1 protein-coding gene is annotated in these 638 nt (G+C 44.4%); it reads left to right on the forward strand.

Annotated elements, in window-relative coordinates; genetic code table 11:
• Positions 1-9: 9 nt before the first annotated feature.
• Positions 10-638: DNA (cytosine-5-)-methyltransferase (locus K5Q34_RS11680; RefSeq protein WP_221865063.1), on the forward strand; the 629-nt coding region annotated here is incomplete at its 3' end.

The following is a 638-nucleotide window of genomic DNA, read 5'->3' on the forward strand; positions in this document are numbered from 1 at the left end:
TTCAAATGTATCGGTTACTGTGAAAAGGATAAGTTTGCACGAAAATCTTATGAAGCAATGTATGACACGAAAGGAGAATGGTTTCATGACGACATCACAAGCATTGACCCAACACAACTTCCAAAAGCAGATTTATGGACTGCGGGAAGCCCTTGTCAAAATGTGTCTATCGCAGGGAAGCGAGCAGGACTATACGGTGAACGAAGTGGACTCTTTTTTACATTTGTTGACCTCCTCCAAAGCCAAGAGGAAGAAGATAAACCCGAGTGGATACTCCTTGAAAATGTTAAGGGACTTTTATCAAGTGGCAGGGGACGAGATTATCTCGACTATCTCTCTATCTTGGATGAAGCAGGGTACGACCTTGAGTGGCAAGTGTTCAATTCAAAAGACTACGGAGTTCCCCAAAATCGAGAACGCATCTACACTCTCGGACATCTTAGAAGCAGAGGTCGACGAAAGGTACTACCTATCAGCGGAGAAAGCGGTAGCCATCTTAAGCAACTTGTAGGTGGTATGCAAAGCTACCGTGTCTACGACCCTAGTGGAATTGCCACAACTCTTGTTGGTGAGGGTGGAGGACTAGGTGCTAAGACAGGTCTTTATCTAATTGACCAATCTTTGACAGAACCAAAGTT

This window comes from Streptococcus sp. 2018110 (assembly GCF_019754115.1).
Lineage (GTDB): Bacteria > Bacillota > Bacilli > Lactobacillales > Streptococcaceae > Streptococcus > Streptococcus hashimotonensis.